General features: G+C 70.9%; 13 protein-coding genes. 3 read left to right on the forward strand and 10 right to left on the reverse strand.

The annotated features are described in order from the left end of the window. Positions 1–84 precede the first annotated feature (84 nt). From ABD340_RS19905 to ABD340_RS19930, 6 genes are all read right to left on the reverse strand, one after another. Complete coding sequence (locus ABD340_RS19905) at positions 85–978, reverse strand: EI24 domain-containing protein (protein ID WP_344590545.1); 894 nt, start codon at positions 976–978, stop codon at positions 85–87. A gap of 103 nt (positions 979–1,081) precedes the next feature. Continuing rightward, the gene (locus ABD340_RS19910) at positions 1,082–3,055 is read right to left on the reverse strand and encodes a protein kinase domain-containing protein (RefSeq protein ID WP_344590547.1); all 1,974 of its coding nucleotides are present in this window, start codon (positions 3,053–3,055) and stop codon (positions 1,082–1,084) included. Further along, complete coding sequence (locus ABD340_RS19915; RefSeq protein ID WP_344590549.1) at positions 3,052–4,299, reverse strand: CHAT domain-containing protein; 1,248 nt, start codon at positions 4,297–4,299, stop codon at positions 3,052–3,054. Before ABD340_RS19915 ends, ABD340_RS19910 begins: the two co-directional genes overlap by 4 nt. After that, positions 4,289–6,034: a hypothetical protein gene (locus ABD340_RS19920; RefSeq protein ID WP_344590550.1), complete on the reverse strand. Its 1,746-nt coding sequence runs from the start codon at positions 6,032–6,034 to the stop codon at positions 4,289–4,291. Before ABD340_RS19920 ends, ABD340_RS19915 begins: the two co-directional genes overlap by 11 nt. Beyond that, positions 6,034–6,969 carry an AAA family ATPase gene (locus tag ABD340_RS19925; RefSeq protein WP_344590551.1) on the reverse strand — a complete coding sequence of 312 codons (936 nt, stop codon included), beginning with the start codon at positions 6,967–6,969 and terminating at the stop codon, positions 6,034–6,036. The genes ABD340_RS19920 and ABD340_RS19925 overlap by 1 nt, the downstream gene beginning before the upstream one ends. Beyond that, complete coding sequence (locus tag ABD340_RS19930; protein WP_344590553.1) at positions 6,966–7,313, reverse strand: CU044_2847 family protein; 348 nt, start codon at positions 7,311–7,313, stop codon at positions 6,966–6,968. Before ABD340_RS19930 ends, ABD340_RS19925 begins: the two co-directional genes overlap by 4 nt. A 310-nt stretch (positions 7,314–7,623) precedes the next feature. Here ABD340_RS19930 and ABD340_RS19935 point away from each other — a divergent pair, with 310 nt between their 5' ends. Further along, positions 7,624–8,358 (forward strand): endonuclease/exonuclease/phosphatase family protein, encoded by a 735-nt coding sequence (locus tag ABD340_RS19935; protein WP_344590555.1) that lies wholly within the window; start codon positions 7,624–7,626, stop codon positions 8,356–8,358. Here ABD340_RS19935 and ABD340_RS19940 read toward each other — a convergent pair. The 3 genes from ABD340_RS19940 to ABD340_RS19950 are packed head-to-tail and all read right to left on the reverse strand — an operon-like array spanning position 8,344 to position 10,101. Then, the gene (locus ABD340_RS19940) at positions 8,344–8,958 is read right to left on the reverse strand and encodes a VOC family protein (protein ID WP_344590557.1); all 615 of its coding nucleotides are present in this window, start codon (positions 8,956–8,958) and stop codon (positions 8,344–8,346) included. The genes ABD340_RS19935 and ABD340_RS19940 overlap by 15 nt on opposite strands. A gap of 43 nt (positions 8,959–9,001) precedes the next feature. Continuing rightward, a complete protein-coding gene (locus ABD340_RS19945) occupies positions 9,002–9,229 on the reverse strand; it encodes a hypothetical protein (protein ID WP_344590559.1) in 228 nt (75 codons plus the stop codon). Then, positions 9,226–10,101: a hypothetical protein gene (locus ABD340_RS19950; protein WP_344590561.1), complete on the reverse strand. Its 876-nt coding sequence runs from the start codon at positions 10,099–10,101 to the stop codon at positions 9,226–9,228. Before ABD340_RS19950 ends, ABD340_RS19945 begins: the two co-directional genes overlap by 4 nt. A 217-nt stretch (positions 10,102–10,318) precedes the next feature. On the opposite strand from ABD340_RS19950, the gene ABD340_RS19955 reads away from it, so the two are divergent. Both ABD340_RS19955 and ABD340_RS19960 read left to right on the forward strand, forming a co-directional pair. Further along, positions 10,319–11,530, forward strand: coding sequence for an esterase-like activity of phytase family protein (locus ABD340_RS19955; protein ID WP_344590562.1), 1,212 nt, complete (start codon positions 10,319–10,321; stop codon positions 11,528–11,530). Further along, entirely contained in the window at positions 11,527–12,519 is a 993-nt protein-coding gene (locus ABD340_RS19960) for a hypothetical protein (RefSeq protein ID WP_344590563.1), read from the forward strand. Before ABD340_RS19955 ends, ABD340_RS19960 begins: the two co-directional genes overlap by 4 nt. Before the next feature lie 343 nt (positions 12,520–12,862). Here the strand turns inward: ABD340_RS19960 and ABD340_RS19965 are convergent, their stop codons facing one another. After that, the gene (locus tag ABD340_RS19965; protein ID WP_344590565.1) at positions 12,863–14,902 is read right to left on the reverse strand and encodes a tetratricopeptide repeat protein; all 2,040 of its coding nucleotides are present in this window, start codon (positions 14,900–14,902) and stop codon (positions 12,863–12,865) included. Positions 14,903–15,040: the final 138 nt, after the last annotated feature.

The raw sequence follows: 15,040 nt of genomic DNA on the forward strand, positions 1-15,040 counted from the left end.
ATCGGACATGCGGCACACGTTACGGCAAGACCACTGCTGCTCGCCGGGTAGGCCATTACGCTCCGGACACATCTTTCCAACGGCTCAACCATGTGCGGGCGGCCCACCGTACAAGCCTCCGGCCTGCGGACCGGCCCCGTACGGGCCCGGCGCATGCTGCCCAGGAGCATATTGCCCCAGGCCGTTCTGGCCCGCGCCGTAAGGGCCCGCGGCGTGTTGGGCACCGCTCGGACCACCCTCGCCGGCCGCCAGCCGCTCCCGCACCAACAGCGTGCCCGCCGCGACCGCGCCCGGCATCGCCAGCACCGCGCCCAGCGGTATGAGGAAGACCACGACGGTCGCCACGCCGAGCCCCACCACCAGCATCTTGTTCCGCTTCATCAGCGCGAACCGTTCCTTGCGCAGCACCCCGCGCCGCTCCAGCGCGACCGAGATCAGCTCGCCCGCCAGGAAATACCCCGACACCAGCGCCGCCACCGCCGGCACCACCGTCTGCCCCACCAGCGGCAGGAACCCGCACACGAAGAAGACGACCGCGAAGCCCAGCGCCACCAGGCCCAGCAGCGCGGCGTCCGTGACCGCTCGCTTGATCTGCGTCATCAGCGGGACGTCCGGCTCCGGCGGCGCGCCGCCCTGCGAATCCTCCACCTTCGTCGAGATGCTCTCGTAGAACGGATCGCCGACCAGCAGCGTGCACGCGGTGAACGTGATCATCGCCAGGAACAGCGACGCGCCGAACAGCGCCAGCCCGGCGACCACCCGCGTGGCCTTGCGCAGCCCCTCCGACCAGTCGTCGGCGAACGGCGTGAGCCAGCCCGACACCTCGTCCAGGTTCCAGGCGAGCGTGCCGAGCGCCGTCCCGTACACCAGCAGCACGATCACGGCCGGAATGAGCCCGAACAACCACAGCAGCGGATGCCTGGCCACCCAGCCCAGCCCGCGGAAGAGATAGCCGACCCCGGAGAACAGATCACTCAAACCTTGACGCACGCGAACCAAACTATCGGTCCTCAAGCCGCACGAGTACCGCCGAACGCCCCCACACCACCGCACGCCATCTCCGCTGGGACGTCCACGGCCGCTACTCCCGGTCCCTCAGCCGCTCGACCAGTTCGGCGGCGGTCGGACGGTCTCCGGGGTCGACGGCCAGCGCCGCCCGCACCACCGGATCAAGCCAGGCGGGCACGCCGGCGAGATCCGCTCCGCCCTCGAGCGTCTCGTAGTAGACCAGCTTGAAGGCGGTGCCGGGGAAGGGCGGGCGCCCGGTGGCCGCCTGCACGACAGTGCAGGCCCAGGCGAACACGTCCGCCGCCGGACCGGCCTCCTCGCCCTGCAGGACCTCAGGTGCCGGGAAGCCCTGGGTGCCGGCGTCCATCAGCGCGGCGAGGCCCAGGCCCGTCAGGACCGGCTCGCCTTTGTCGATCAGCACTTCCCCGGGTCTGACGTCCCGGTGCACCAGCCCGGCGGCATGGACGTCGGCGAGCGCGCGGGCCAGGCCGATGGCGACGTGCTGGAGCAGCCCCTCCGGAAGCGGGCCCCACTCGTCGATGTACGCACCGAGCCTGAGCCCCGAGACGAACCGGGTGACGATGTACGGACGCGGGCCGGTCACGTCGGCGTCCAGCTGCGCGTCGACATGGTCGCTCCGCAGCCCCCGCGCTGTGTCGATGTCGCGGGCCAGCCGCTGCCGGACCCGGTCGGAGCCGGTCGCCCCGGGGCGGATCAGCCGGACGGCGACGTCCCGGCCCTGGGCGTCCCGGCCCCGCCAGACCTCGCCGAACATTCCCCGGCCGACCCATGCGAACAGCTCGTAGCCGGGGATCGACGGCGCGCCCGTCCGCGCGGCCGCTTGCGTTCCGGTGGAGTGGGCGACTCCCGTGGCCAGCCGCAGGCGGCCCCGGCGCCACCGGGACGCACGCTCCTCCTGCACGTCGCCGATCACGCACGCGATCCCCACGCCGCCGCCCTGCTGCGCCGCACGGCGCACCAGCGCGTCCGCGGCGGCTTGCGGAAACGCCGTACGGGACAGCACCTCGAAGATCCCCCGTACCGGGACGTTCCGCCAAAGGCCGGGCGAGCACACCAGGTAGCGATCCCCCAGCTGTGCCTCACGGGACAGCAGGTCGGGCTCCGCGTCGCCTTCGTCCTCCAGCCGGGGCAGCCGCCGTTCGCGCTCCGGATGGAGGTGGCCCTCGCCCCGTTCCAGCAGGTCGACGACGTGGTCCTGCGTGATCAGCGACAGCTCCGCGTCCCGCAGCATGTACGCGCGCGTGTCACCGATGTGCGCCACCGAGATGCCGGGCAGGTCGAACCGCATCATCGTGGCGGACGTCCCCTGCCCGCCTGCCCCGCCCAGGGCCGAGCCCGCTCTACGGGTGGCGTCCCGCAGAGCATCGGAGGAGTCCAGGCTGAACGGGGGCGTCAAGTGGTACAGCGCAAGGCTGGTCGTGATTTCCGAGTCTCCTGCGACGACGACGAGGAAGTCCTCCCCGGCACGGCCCACCGCGTGGGAGGGAGCAGGTGCTTGAGGCGTGTCCAGTGAGATTCCGCAGTTCTCGCAGAACGCAACGCCGACCCCCACCGGCTCGTTGCAGTTGGGGCAGAGCCGTCTCGTCCTGGTCAGCTCCGATTCCGCTGGGCCGGTGGACGGAAGGCGCATTCCGATCCGCTCCCCGCCAGACGCCTCCGCCCGGGCGGGGACGACCGTGATGGCGAGTTCCGCCGCGTACACAAGCGCACTGTTCTGCGTGGCGACGTTCAACCACAGCACATGCTCGCCCAGCGCCTCCGCGGCCGTGACGACGAACCGCGCGGGGCCGTAGCTGCCGCCGAAGCGGTGCAGGATGACGCTGGGGTCGCTGACCGCCTCGACCGTGAAGTGCGGGGCGCCGTCCAGCATGCACGGGAAGGCGAACTCCTCCTCCTCGTACGGCCACCCCTGGCCCTCGGCGGCGCGCAGGTCGACCGTGACGAGGTGGGCCTGCCCCGGCGTGACGGTCCTGGGCCAGCCCACCAAGGGCTGGACGACCATCCGGGCGGCCGAACGCGGAATCACGTGGCACCCCCCTTCCCGGCGGCCGGGACGAGTCTCACCGTCGAGTGCGGATCCCCGTAGTAGATGTAGACGAAGGCGTACATGAACTGCAGCAGCGCCTGGTTCGCCGCGACGTCCCGCACCGGCGGGACGTCGTCGGGCGCGAGGCTGCGGCGGTAGTCGCGCAGCGCGACGGCCACAGGCGTGCCGGGCTCGTCCCGCAGGCGGCGGATGAGGGTGCGGGCGGCCTCCCGGGCGCTGCGCGTGCCCACCTCCGCGGCGGTGCCGATGAGCCCGGCCGCGCCGGAGGCCAGGAAGACCTTGGCGAAGCCGCGCAGCGTCTTGTCGTTGAACCGCTCCTCGATGATCAACCGGCCGGAGTGGCAGGCGTTGAGGAACACCAGGCCGTCCGTGCCCGCCAGCCGCCTGAGCACCCGCCCGTTCAGCTCGCCCAGCGGCAGCTCGCCGAGGGTGAACTCGAAGCCGTCCACCGAGTACGAGCCGTGGCACGCGACGTACACCAGCGACGGCGGCGCGCCCGCCTCCTCCAGGTAGGACACCAGGTCGCGGAACGAGGGGAAGGTCCGCATGCCCAGGTCGCGCAGGATCGGCAGGTCGCCCGCGATCTCCAGGTCGCTCTCGTCGACGAAGCCGACCACCTCGCCCGAGCAGCGCGCCGCCGGCCGGGCGGCCGGCCCGTGCAGCGTGGTGCGGCGGCTCACCGCGACCTCCGCGCCCAGCCAGCCGCCGCGCACCCCGTCCCCGGGCTCCCCCGGCAGCCACAGCAGCTCCCAGGGGATGTCGAAGTCGGTGTCGTCCCAGATGATCAGGCGCAGCCGGTCGCCGTGGACGCGGCGCAGCCGGTTCAGCCAGCCCACCAGCGGCCGCTTGCTCTCCGACCAGCCGCGCATCCAGTGCAGCGTCTTGGCGGGCGGCGCACCGCCCGCGGCGGCCTCCCGGCTCATCAGCGTGCCGAGCGACAGGCCGGGACGGCCGTACTCGCCCGGCGCGTGGTACGGCAGGTCGGCGCAGCAGCAGTGCCCGCTCACCCCGAAGACCGGCTCCCCATCGGAGATCGCGCGGACGATCCGGAGCTGGGCGACACCCGGCGCGGCGGGCGCGCCCGGATCGGCCTCGAACGGCTCCAGCGCCGTGACCCGCGCCGGAGTCGCCGGTTCGACCCGCCGCGCCGGCGGCCGGGCCGGCGGTGCCGGGCCCCGCCGGGCCGGGCCGAACAGGACCTCGGCGAGCCGGTTACGCGCCATCGGGATGATCCCGTCCGGGGACGACGGCACCGCCGAGGGCCTCGCCCAGTTCCGCGACCAGCCCCGCGCCCGCGTGCGGCCGCGGATCGACGAGCACGACCCGCACCCGCCGCATCGCGCGGATCTCCCGCGCCACCGACAGCGCGTCCTCGACACCCCGCCGCCCGACGCCTTCCGGGGCCCGGCCGCTGACGCTGTCGCGCAACGGGACGTTGCCGCGCCCGTCGGTCACCACGACGAGCAGCGCCTCCTCCACGGCCGCCCGCTCGCGGTGCAGGTGCCGGGTGAGGGAGTCGGCGACCAGGACCAGCCCGTGCGCGAGCGGGGTGGCCCGTCCTGGCGCGCCGTCCAGCGCCCGCACAATGCCCGGGTCGAGGAGGTTGCGGCCGATCCGCCGCCGCGCCGCCAGCTCGCCCGGGGCGTCGCGGGCGCCGACCTCGACGACGCACACGACGGCGCGCTGCGTGTAGCTCCAGCGCAGGAACGGGGACAGCGCCTCGTACCAGTCCCAGTCGCCGCGGCACGTGTGATCCAGCAGCAGGGCGAACAGCCGTCCCGGCACCTGCGCGCGACGGTAGCGGCGCAGATCGGGCGGAGCGAGGTGCGGCGGACGCGGGTCGCCCGCGAAGTGGTCCGGACAGCGCACCGCCTGGTGCTTCGCCGCCTCCAGAAGCGTCGCCACGACCGCGATGTCATGGACGTGATGTGCCGGGACGGTCCCCAGCGGCGCCCCCCGCAGGGCCCGCACCGTCGACCGCCGCGCCCACGGCGCCCGCAGGGACATCGGCTCGCGCTCCCCGTCAAGGACGTCCTCCGGGTACGGCGTGTCCACCGCGACCGGCGGCAGCGGCCCCGCCGCGAGCGGCTCCACCGGCGGCGCCGCCACGACCTCCCGCACGGCGTGCGACGCCTCGACGGGACGATCGGGCGCCGCCACGGCGGGCCGCCCCTCGGCGCCGCGTCCGCCGGCCGCGACCGGGGCGGGCGGCTCCGGCCCGGTCTCCGGCTCGGCGAACCCGAGGAGCCGCGCCGCCTCGTCCACCGCCGCCGCGTCCACGGTCACGGCACCGTCCAGCGTCGCCAGGCAGCGCGCGATCCGCGCCAGCGCCAGCTCCCGCCGCACACCCGGTGCGGCCCCGCCGACCCGCACGGCCCGATCCACCGCCGCAGCCGTCATCCGGGCGGTACGGCGCGGCCGGATCGGCGCCGGACCTGGCAGGTCGCCCTCACGCAGCCCGGCGGCGTCCACCCGGACGGCGAACCGATCGAGGAGATGCGGCGACAGCTTGCCCATGTCCTCCCGCCGGCACGCCGCGAGCCACCGCGCCCGCGGCCGCCACAACGCCTCCAGGCCGTCCCGTTCCAGATGCAGGACGTCCGAGCCCAGCGCCGTCACCGCCGCGCGTGCGCCCGCCATGCCCGTCCGGGCCAGATCGGGCACCAAGACGACAGCGGGAGGACGTCCCGGCACCTCCGCCAGCGGCCCCGGCTCCGGCGAGAACGGCAACGCCTCGCCACGCCGCGGCGGCCGCAGCCCCACCCACAGGTCGTCCTCCCCCGCGCCCGCGCCGACCACGACCGTCCGGTACGCCGCTCCCGGCCCCGCCCCCGTCTCCACCAGCCACCGGGCCAGCCCGCCCAGCAACCCCGGATCCAGGTCGTACAGCAGCACGCCGCGCAGTTCGCGGTCCAGCGCCGCGCACGCCAGCGCCCTCGCGACACGTTCGGCGGGCATCACCCTTCGACGATCCGGTCGAGCCGCTCCTGATCCTTGGGCGTCCACACGATCGCCTCGCCGTAGGCCGCCTCCGGGCGCCGATGCACGACCGCGTACGGCGCCACCTCCCGCACGTCCACCGCCGTCGCCGCCGGACGGCCCGCCAAAGCCGCGCACGCCCGCGCACCCAACGCCATCACGATCTCGCTGCGATGCCCCGCCACCCCGAACCCGGACGAGACCCGAGCGCACAACTCGGCGACGTCGCCCGGCAGCTCCACCTTCCGCGCCGCCTCCCGCGCCGCCACCAGCTCGCCGCGCCGCTCCGCGTCGAGCCGGAACCCCCGGCGCAGCCACTCGGAGTCCGCCCGCTCACGCTCCTCGTCGTACCGGAGCACGGTGAGCAGGATCTCGCGGCGCCGCGCCACGTCCATCTCCGCCTCGACCGGCACCAGCAGCCCGAACCTGTCGAGCAGCTGCGGCCGCAACCCGCCCTCTTCGGGGTTCATGGTGCCCACCAGGGTGAACGACACCGTCCGGCCCGGCTCGTCGATGTGCTCGCGCTGCACCACCAGCAGCCCGGTGGACGCCACGTCCAGGATGACGTTGACCAGGTGGTCGTCGAGCAGGTTCACCTCGTCGACGTACAGCATGCCCTTCTCGCCGGCGCGCTCCAGCAGCCCGGCCTGCGGTTCGGTCCGGCCGCGCATCAGCGCCTCGATGCTCCAGCCGCCCAGCACCCGGTCGTCGGTGGCGTTGATCGGCAGCGTCACCGGCAGCTCGCCGTACACCATCCACGCGAACGCCCGCACCGTCGTCGACTTGGCCGTCCCGCGCTCCCCGCTGACCAGCACCCCGCCGACACCCGGCGCCACGAACGCGATCTCCAGGGCGCGCCGCAGCCGCTCCTGCCCCACGACATAGCCGTACGGCAGGATCGGCGAGACTCTCACCGCCGTTCCGTCCAGCGCAGCACCACCTGGAGCTGGGCCCCGCCGTTCACGTCCACGATCTTGGCGCCGACCTTGGCGTCCAGCTTCACCGCCAGCTGCACCTCGTACTCGTCGGGCCGGATCCCGTCGGGCATCTCCGCCATCTGCGCGACGACCTGTTCCGCGCATTCCCGCACCAGCGCGAGGCCCTCGGCGAACAGCGGCCGGCCGATGTCGACGACCTTCTCCGCCAGCCCGCGCCGCACCCCCTCGGCCCCGTCGTAGATCGCCGCGAGATCGTCGGCGCCCGGCACCGAGTCGACCTCGATCAGAATCCTGCCTCCGTCGACGGCCACCACCGCCATGGGCCGGTCCCCCTTCACCGTGATTCCGCCTTTACTTCACACTCTCACCCGCCCGCCGCGAAGTCGCCGCACTTTCCCGGCCAGGCCGGAAACGGACCGGTTAATCTGTCGGCACATGCCCCGATCATGGTTGGTGGGCGCGTTTCTCTGGGTACTCGTGACTCCGTTCACCGTCTGGGCGGCTTTGCGGATCTCGGGATGGACGCCCACCTGGCGTTGGACACCCCTCGTCGCCTTCACCCCCTATGTGGCTGCGGCCTCGGCCATTCCCCTGCTCCTCGCGCTCGCACTGCGCCAACGGACAGTGGCGTTGACGGCCCTCGTCACGACCGCCGCGTTCACCACGGTCCTCCTTCCCAGGACCGTCCCCGACGGCAATCCCCCTGCGCGCGGAGAGCGGCTGAGGGTCCTCAGCACCAACCTGTCGATGGGCGAGGGCGACGCCGCGTCGGTCGTGGAACTCGTGCGCGCCGTCCGCCCCGACGTGCTCACGGTGCAGGAACTCACCCCGCGGTCAGCCGAACGCTTGGACAGGGCCGGGCTGCGCACGCTCATGCCGTACGCCGTCGACCGGTCGTCCCTCGACACGCCGGGCTCCGGGATCTACGCCCGCTTTCCGCTCACCGAATCGCCAATGATCGAAATCGGCGGATTCCGGCAGGCCCGCGCCATGATCGGCCGACGCCTGGAGATCGTGTCCGTCCACCCCTGCTCGCCGAGCGACGTGCGCGATACGCCCTGCTGGAAGGACGGGCTGAAAGCCTTGCCGAGAGCGGGCGGCGGCCTTCGCGTGCTCGCGGGCGATTTCAACGCCACCCTCGACCACCGTCCAGTGCGTGAACTGCTGGACAGCGGCTACCGTGACGCGGCCGACGTCCGAGGAATGGCGCTGGTGCCGACCTGGCCGCAACGCTATTGGGGCGTCCCCAAAGTGGCACTCGACCGCGTACTCGCCGACCGCCGGATCGCAGTGGAGGATTTCAGCGTCCACTCACTCCCCGGCAGCGACCACCAACCGGTCTTCGCCGCCCTACGCCTCCCCTAGAGAGTGAACGCGAATGGTCAGCCCTTCCGGACTCTTCACCCGCAGCCCACGAGCACCCTCCACGGAGAGCTCCCATTGGGGAACCTCGCGTGCCGTGACGAAGTCGGCGCCCTCAAGAGAAGCACCCAGCATCTCGCGATAGAAGAGCTCAGCTCGGCGGGGTTCATCGCAGGCGAGAACCATGCGCACCGAGTCAGGCGGCAAGCCCCATCCCTTGAACTCGCGTGCCTGCCATAGGGAGAAGGCCGCGCCGACCGGATCGACAAGCGTCGCCATGCGGCCCTGGTCACCGACGTCGAAAGGCCCGACCACAAGCTCCGCACCGTTCGCCGTAGCCGCCTTGACGCGACGATCGACGTCATCGACCGCGATGTAGTAGGCGATGTGCGCCGGAGTACCAGGCGGATAGATCCCGTTCGCCAGATCGCTCACGCCGCCGATCTGGTGACCGGCAGAGGAAATCTTGGTCGCCCGGCGCCAGTCGTCCTCGTCCACCGCGAACCGCCAGCCCAGCTCCGCGGAGAAGAAGGCCGCGGTACCGGGAACATCACGGGTCTTGAGGTCCATCCAGCAGAACCTGTTCAACAGCGGGGTGGCCATGACGCCGTGCTACCCGACACCTCACCAACCCCGCAACCCGATTTCAGCCCGCAAACAGCTCATCGGCCGACGACACGTCGAGCACACGCTTCCCCCACGCATCCGCCTCCTCCGGGTCGGTGCAGCCACGGATGCGCCGCCGCTGCTCCTCCGTCAGCCCGACCCTTCGCTGGTCCAGAATCCACAGAATGCCCTTGGCATAGCCCTCGGCATAGCCCTCGGCATAGGCCCTCCTAAACGGCTCGCTGAAGTAGCGGGTCTGGGTCCTCATCCGAACAGTTCGTCGGCCGACGACGCGGTGAGCACGCGCTTCCCCCACGCATCCGCCTCCTCCGGGTCGGTGCAGCCACGGATGCGCTGCCGCTGCTCCTCCGTCAACTCGATCCCGCGCTGGTCCAGGATCTCCAGGACGAGCTTGGCCTCGCCCTTGGCCTCCCCCTTGGCCTCTCCCTTGGCCTCTCCCTCGGCGTGGATGGTCCTGAATGCCTCGCTGTAGTAGCGGGTCTGGGTCTTCATCATGGTCTCAAGCGCCTTCCTCGCTGCCTCCGGGAGCAGTGCGCTCACGAAGTCATGGTAACGGCGAGCGTTCTCGTCGTCCTTCTCCGCGATGGTGATGATGGCTTCGAAAGCCGCGGGCACCACGCCATCGGCCTCGCCGTGGAACATGGCCGACAGGACGCCCATCGCCGGGTCGGCGACGATGTCCTTCGGGTCGGTCATCACCCGTACGTGCTCAGGCCGCAGCACGAGCGGGGTGAGCTCGTGGCCCGGGTGACCGGTCTGGATGGTCGTCGCGCAGGCCCCGGCGATCTTCGCATCAGGGGCGATCACCAGCAGCGTCGCCGGGCATTCATGGCGTGCGCGGAGCGTGGCGACGTAGAGAGGCCAGGTGAACCGTTTCCTGTCGAGCCTGGTGTTGCACTGCACCTCCACCACCACGCCCCAGGGGCCGTCCTTGGTCTCCAGCAGGACGGCCGCGTCCGCCGTGTACTCGCTGGTTTTGTGGTCGGTGCATGATTCCGAGACCTCCTGGGCGTCTCGGACATCGGGGAGTTCCATGCCCATCTCCACCAGGAGGTCGGCGGCGATCCGTGGACACCACCGGAACAGCTCGGCCGGGATGTCATGTTCCTGCGTCGGCATGGGGCGACACTATGCGCATCCATTTGACTACATATAGCGAACAGTGGAATCGGATAAAGAGTCCGATCTGGACCTTTTCGGCGATTCGTGATCCTCGGGTGGCAATCCAAACATGAAACGGACATGACCGTGCCGTCCGTAGTCAAATCTGTGATCATCTGCGGGGCCGTCGGACAGATGGTTATGATCATGGGTTTCGGACGACAAGGAGGGGTTTGTGCGTAAAACTGTCCTGGCCGGAGCGATCGCATCCTGCGCCGTCGCGGCCCTGATCGGTACCGGTGTCGGTACGTCGTCCGTGGCGGGGCTGACCGGTTCGGGCGAGCGCGCCGAGGCGGAACGCCCGACGTTGGTGGGCTGGGCGCGGCTGCCCGCCGAGACCTACGCCGCCGGGACCGAGGTTTCGGGGTCCGCGTTGGGCACCGAACCGATCAACGGCGTCAAGGTGCCCTTCGCCGACCAGCCGATCCAGGGCTTCAGCGGCATCGTCAAGAACGCCGACGGCTCGTTCGCCGCGATCTCGGACAACGGGTACGGGAGAAAGAACAACAGCGCCGACTTCCTGCTGCGCATCCACCGGATCAAGCCGGACTTCAAGGGCGGCACGGTGCGGGTGGGCGGAGGCATCTCCCTCACCGACCCGAAGGGCCTCGTGCACTTCCCGCTCACCCGGGCCGACCGGAAGCTCACCGGAGCCGACTTCGATCCGGAAGCGTTCGTGCGCGCGCCGGACGGCACGTACTGGGTCGGCGAGGAGTTCGGTCCCTACCTCCTGCACTTCGATCGTGCCGGGCGGCTGATGGAGAAGCCCATCCCGATTCCCGGGGTCAAGTCCCCGAGCAGTCCGGATCTACAACCCGGCGAAGAGCCCAACATCGGCGACAGCAAGGGCCTGGAGAACCTGGCGATCTCCCCGGACGGCAAGACGCTGTATCCGATGTTCGAGGGAACCGTCACGGGCGACGCCCCGCAGAGTCTGCGCATCTACGAGTTCGATCGGGCTCGTGCCGCCTTCACCGGGCAGCGCTGGACGTACCAGATGGAGGCGCCCAAACTGGCCGTGGCCGACCTGGTCTCGATCGGCCGGAACCGTTTCCTGACCATCGAGCGCGACAACCTCAAGGGTGACGCGGCGGCCTTCAAGAAGGTCTACAAGGTCGACCTCGCCGACGGGAACCAGGACGGCCGGGTCGACAAGACCGAGGCCGTCGACCTGCTGAACATCGCGAACCCGGACGAACTCGGCACCCCGGGCAAGACCTTCAAGTTCCCGTTCTTCACCATCGAGGCCGTCACCGTCCTCAACGACCGGACCATCGGCGTGCTGAACGACAACAACTTCCCGTCCGACGCGACCCGGGTGGCGAACCGCGCCGACGACAACGAGTTCATCTCGGTCCGGCTGCCCGAAAGCCTGAGCAAGCCGTGACGGCACGACGTCTTCGTCCGGCGGTCGGCCTCGCGCTGACCGCCGCCGGTGCGGTGTCGTGGGCGCTGGCACTGGCCTTCCTGGACCATGCCGCACGGGCGGGCGAGAAGGCCTCGTCGGCAGTGGATGACGAGGGGATTCCCGGCGACCGCTGGTTGAGTCTGTGGGTGCACGACCTCCGCTGGGCCGCGATCATCGTGGTCGTCTGCGGCCTGGCACTGACCGTCCGCGGCTCCGGTTGGCGGAAGCATGCCGCCCTCGTCGCGGGCGGGCTGGTGTTGCTGGTCGCCGATGGCGTGTTCACCTCGATGAGGGCGACCGGGTGGTCGGCCGCGGCCGGGGCGCTCGGGGTGGCGTCCGCGGTCGCCGCCGCGGTGGCCACGCGGCGCCCGGACGCGAAGGCCGAAGATCCGCAGCGGCATCTGGTCGGGTATGGAATCGTCGCCGCCTGCTGTGCGCCCCTGCTGCTGACCAATGCCCAAAGCGAAGCCGGCCGGTTCATACCGGCGGGGATGACGGCGGGCCTGGGCATTGTCCAGGTCCTCCTCGTGCTCGCGGCCATCTCCTGCGCCGTGTCGGCGATGCCGCACGTTCCGCGCGCCGCCGTCCCGCTGGCAGCGGGTTTCGCCGCCGTCCTGGGAACGGCAGGGGCGCTCGCCGCGGGGAACACCGATGTGGTCTTCGCGATACTGCTCGGCGGTCCGCTTGTCGTCGCCGTGCTGGCCCTCACCGCCCGACCGCGATCCGCACGCTCGTACCTGGCCCTCGCTGCCATCGTGGCCGGCTATCCCTTTGTCCTCCTAGTTGTGTCCTTCACGACGGTCGAGCCGATGGCGGGCGCCCTTGCGCTGTCCGGCGACTCCTACTCGGCCGACGGAATCGCCGCGGTGCCCGCCGGCCTTCTCGCCGGAGCGGTGGCCGGTCTCCTGACCGTGTGGACGAGAAGCAGCCGTCGGCCCGCAGCACCCGTGCAAACAAACCGCGCTTGACGTTGCTTTGCCGGTAAACGATGATCAAGCGGGAAAACCAGCGGTGCCTGTATCAACAGCTCCGGCAACAAGTGGTATCGCATCTACTACCCCCACGTGGGGTGGATTTACTCCGGGAGCGTCTACAAGATTTGACGCTCCACCGGTGGCCGTAGACACCCTCGCGTGACGGGACAGGCCGCGGCCATGGCAGCAGTACGGCCCGCCCCTTATTCGGGGCGGGCCGTATCTGCATCGCGCGGTGCCGCGTGTGCTCGATCCAGGGCCCACGCACAGGGGCGCCGTGATGCCGCTCAGGAGAGGCCGACGGTCTCAAGATCAGAGCCGAGTGCGGGTCATTCGGTCACCGGGGGTGGACGGCGTCGAAGATTCGTAGGAGATCCTTGGCGGTGACGCCCTCCGGGATGTCGGCCAGGTCGTCGTTGACGTGTTTCAGGTGGGCGCGGGCCGCCTCCAGATCACCGCGCCGTGCGGCGATCCGTGCGGCGGCGCGGTGCGCGATCTGGTGTTTGGGGTGCCGCTCGAGAATGTGCTCCACCAGAGGTGTCGCCTCGTCGTCGAGTTCCAGTTCGGAGAGAAGATCGGCGAGGTCCGAGCGCGGATCGAAGAGCGAGTGGAGCATGAAACCGCTGTAGCCCTTCTGCACCGACGAATGCACCTCGACGGCCGTGCGCAGCCATTCGGCGGCCTCGTCCAGCCGTTCCTGACCGCGCAGAGACCGGCCCAGCCAGTACGCCGCCTCGTGCAGCGGCTCCTCCTTCTCGCGGCCGTCCCACGCGATTCGCAGCAGCGGCTCGGCTTCGGCGTACGCCTTGCGCAGGACCATGCTCCGCCCGGCGAGCCAGCCGCACCAGGCGTAGCCGTTCCGGGCCCCGAGCTCCCACATGCGCTCGGCCTCCTGCCGGTCGCCGTAGTCGTCCGAACGTTTCCCGGCCCACCAGGCGGCCTTGCCGTGGCCGAGCCGGGCGGCGCGCCGAAGCCACTTCTCGCCCTTGAACTCTTCCTCGGCGGCCAGATAGAAGTGCCCGACCCGTTCGATCAGGTCCACGTCCGCGGAGTCGGCGACCGGGGCGGCGATGGCACGTTCGTAGGCGGCCTCTGCCGCCGGCAGGAACCACTCGACCACATACTCCGCGTCGGCGTCGCAGTCGTCGTACAGGAGCTCGCCCAGCTCCAGCTTCGTCTTCGGGTCCCCATCCTCGGCCGCCACACGGAACCACTTCACGGCCTCCGGGAGCGCCCGCTTGCGCCGGAGCAACCGCGCCAGTTCGGCCGCCGCCGCGATGTCGCCGGTCTCCGCGGCGGTGCGCAGTTCCGGCAGTCGCGCCTCATCCGCCTCGTCAAGCAGGTTGTCGGGCTCACGGCGATACTCGTCGACGCGTTCCAGCCCGGCCTCGTAGTCCTTGTCGTTCTCCTCATCCGCTTGTTCCGCGTACGCCGTGTACCAGCGCTGCGCCTCATCCAGTCGCCGCTGGTTCAGGCAGAGGACGGCCAGGTTCCACTGTGCCTCGGGCCGGCCGAGGTCCGCGGATCGCCGCAGCCACTTCTCGGCCTTGTCCAGGTCACCGTGCTCGCGCTGCATGAGGCCGTGGACATACGACGCGAAACCCGACTCTGGGAAACGCTCCGCCGCCTTCTCCAGAGAGCTCTGCGCGGCGTCCCAACGGTCGAGCTTGACCAGGAGCAGTGCCTTCCAGACCAGGGGCCTGTCGTCCTCCGCCACTTCGGCGCCCCTGTCGAACAGGGGCAGCGCATCGTCGAGGTGGGAGGGGTACGCCCGGAAGTCCTCGGCCCGTTCGTGCAGCTGGTAGACGGCGTCCATCACCTCGTCCCAGTCCTCGGCCGGTTCCGCCCGGTCCAGGAGATCCTCGCACTCTCCGATTTCGGCGCTGAAGCCGTATATCCGGTCCAGAGCGTCCCCGGCGACGTGGTCGCCCTCCGCCTGCGCCGCCTCCAGCCGTGCGATGGCTTCGTCCATCCGGCCCTGCCCGGCCACCAGGACCGCACCATTGGTCTTGCACTCCAGACTGCCCAGGGCGGCGCCCTTGTCGTACCACTCGGCGGCCCCGACGAGGTCGCCGCATTTCTCCAGCAGTGTCGCCAGGCCGAAAGCACAGCCACCGTCGTGGTCTGCTGCGGTCCGGTACCAGTGCTCGGCCCGTTCGTACTCGCCCCTGTCGCGCGTCATGATGGCGAGAGTCCGGGCGGCGAACGCGTCCCCGGCGAGTGCGGCGGGCTCGAGCCACGGCATGGCCCCGTCCACGTCCTTGGCCGAGCCGGCCGTCAGGTACTTGGCATATTCCACGCCGGCCTGCGGGTCTCCCGTCTCGGCGGCGGCGCGAAGTTCGGATTCGGTGGGGCTCTGCGGGACGTTTGTCGACATTCGACCAGAGATACCAGAACAGCAGAACGGCCTAGCCGAAAACGGCCCCCTCGATCAGATGGTCGAAGCGGTCGGCGGCCCGCCAAGGGACACCTTGCACACCGGCGTGAGGACGGAGCCCTCGCCGTCCCCCGAAAA

Origin of the sequence: Actinomadura vinacea, assembly GCF_039532545.1 — a bacterium.
GTDB lineage: Bacteria > Actinomycetota > Actinomycetes > Streptosporangiales > Streptosporangiaceae > Spirillospora > Spirillospora vinacea.